The 2,368-nt window shown below is 73.1% G+C and carries 3 protein-coding genes; 1 reads left to right on the forward strand and 2 read right to left on the reverse strand.

Annotation, left to right across the window (positions count from 1 at the left end):
- The coding region (locus IH13_RS0104970) for an LLM class flavin-dependent oxidoreductase (RefSeq protein ID WP_031081325.1) at positions 1-195 on the reverse strand (195 nt) is incomplete at its 3' end.
- A gap of 47 nt (positions 196-242) precedes the next feature.
- Positions 243-1,397 carry a winged helix DNA-binding domain-containing protein gene (locus IH13_RS0104975; RefSeq protein ID WP_031081326.1) on the reverse strand — a complete coding sequence of 385 codons (1,155 nt, stop codon included), beginning with the start codon at positions 1,395-1,397 and terminating at the stop codon, positions 243-245.
- Between the two features lie 153 nt (positions 1,398-1,550).
- Here IH13_RS0104975 and IH13_RS0104980 point away from each other — a divergent pair.
- Positions 1,551-2,368 (forward strand): GAF domain-containing protein (locus IH13_RS0104980; protein ID WP_031081327.1); only part of this gene is annotated, 818 nt, incomplete at its 3' end.

A 2,368-nucleotide genomic window follows, 5' to 3' on the forward strand; every position in this document is an offset into this window, starting at 1 on the left:
CAGCACGGTCGGTGCCGAGCCGGCCACGCCGGGCACGCTGTGGTGCTCGGCCACCCAGAAGCGGGGGTAGCCGAGCTCCTCGGCCGTACGGGCCAGGCGGACGGTGTCCCGCAGCGCCTGCGGGCCGTCGTGGCCTTTCCTGGTCCGGGAACGGTCGAGGAAGGAGAACCGGGGCGGTGCGACGAGAGAGCTCACTCCCTCGTCAACGTCCTGGGCCGTGCGGGATTCCCGTTCCGGTGCGCTCAGCCGCCGGCCGGAAGAAGCCTCGTGTCGACGGCGGGCAGGCCCTTGGCCCACCAGTGGTCGTAGCGCCGGTAGGGCACGGGGTCGCGGTCGGCGAGCAGGGCGGTCAGCGAGCGGGCCTCGTCGGCCAGCTCGTCCCAGACCCGCTCGGGCAGCGGGTGGAACGCGCTCACCTCGACGGCCGGGCCGAGGGACCGCCACACCCCCGCGACACGTCCGTCGACCAGCAGGGTGGGCAGCACGTCGCCGTTGGCTCGGATCACCACCCTGCGGTAGGCGGGCGGGACGACGCGGCTTCGGTCGGCGTACGCGAGCAGGACGCTGTCCCACATCGCCATCAGCCGGGGCGGTGCGGGGGTGTCGGCGCCGGGGCGGGGTGCGCCCGGGACGTCGTACAGCACGGTGCCGTCGGGGCCCTCCAGCCGTTCCAGGCGGTCGGCGAGTGTCTGCACCGCCCCGCGTATCCGGCCCCGCTGGACGAGGGTGAACTGGGCCATGTCGGCCACGGTCGCCGGGCCGAACCCTTCGAGGTACCTCACGATCAGGGCCGCCAGGCCCGCGGCCGCCGCATCGGGATCGGCCCACCGGACCGGCGGAGCGCCGGGGGCGACGTATCCCGGCCTGGCGTCGAACGACCAGGGCCCGCCGGCGGGGGCGTGCCACCAGGGCACGTACTGGCGCAGCATCCTCCATGCCGCCGGTTCCAGGGGTGCCCCCCGGAGTCCTTCGAGCCGAAGGAGCAACTCCGCCGCCTCCGTCGGGTGTTCGGCGTGGCGCAGCAGGTCCGGGAGGAGTGCGTCGGCGTCGGCCGCGGTGAGTCCGGAGTCCCGGAAGCGGCGGTCGCCGAGCCGGGAGCCGCGCAGGGTGGGGTCCATGGCTTCGCGGAAGTCGCGGTAGTCGTCGGCGTGGACCACGTGCAGGGTGATGCGCATCAGCGTCGATCTGACCGTGTGCAGTCCGGCCAGGGCGGCGTCGAGGCCGTCCGGGTCGAAGCCGGCGACGCGGTTCCACAGCGCGATGTACGGCGAGGCGGGCTGCTGTGCCTGCAGGGCGACCACGCGCCGCACGGCGTCGGCGGCGTCGAGGGGCTCGCGGCGGAGCAGCGACTGCCGGGCGAGCGTGGCGCGGTTGAGGGACGAAGCGGAAATGACCATGCGGTGATTGTCCTCAGGCCCACCATCGAGTCGCACATGTGCGCCAAGTGGCCCACCGGGGTGGGTCCCTCGGAGGGGTGGCGCCGCTCCCGTGGTCCGATGGCCCGTAGGTGTACGCCGGATGGCCGGTCCCGGGCGGAAAGGAAGCAGCCGGTGGACGAGGACGGGGAGGCGGAGTCATCGCCCCAGGTGACCTACAAGTCGCTGCTGAATCTGCCGCAGAGTTCGGATCTGGACCGCATCACCGAGCAGATGCACGCCCTGGCCCGCGCTCAGCGCAGCCTTCAGGGCCTGCTCGACGCGGTCCTGGGCATCAGCAGCGACCTGGACCTCCCGGCGGTGCTGCGGCGGGTCGTGCGGACCGCGATGGACCTGGTCGGCGCGCGGTACGGGGCGCTGGGGGTGCTGGACGACAGCGGTGAGTTCCTGTCCGAGTTCATCCCCCTCGGCCTCGACTCGCGGGAGCTGCAGAACCTGTCGGGCGTGGAGCTGCCCCGGGGCCGCGGTCTGCTGGGCCACCTGATCCACCACCCGGAACCGCTCAGGGTGTCCGACATCAGCCGGCACCCCGAGTCGGCGGGCTTCCCGCCGGGCCATCCTCCGATGCGGACCCTGCTCGGTGTCGCGATCTCGGTACGCGGACGGGTCTACGGCAATCTGTACCTGTCCGACCGCCGCGACGGGGAGCCGTTCGACGCGCAGGACGAAGGTGTGATCCGGGCGCTGGCCGGGACAGCGGGTGTGGCGATCGAGAACGCGCGCCTCTTCCTCGAGGTGCAGAGGAGCGGCGAGCGGTTCCAGCGGCTGCTGCTCCCCCGGCTGCTGGACCTCGGGCCGTTCCTGGCGTGCACGGTCTACCGGCCGGCCAGCGCACCCGGGCACCTGGGCGGCGACTGGTACGACGCCTTCAAGCTGGAGAACGGCTCCTGTGTGGCGGTGATCGGCGACGTCGTCGGCCACGATCTGGAGGC

Source organism: Streptomyces sp. NRRL WC-3549, assembly GCF_000721935.1.
GTDB lineage: Bacteria > Actinomycetota > Actinomycetes > Streptomycetales > Streptomycetaceae > Streptomyces.

Coding starts and splice junctions, on each gene's coding strand:
- IH13_RS0104975 (WP_031081326.1), bottom strand. CDS start 1,397: ATGGTCATTTCCGCTTCGTCCCTCAACCGCGCCACGCTCGCCCGGCAG.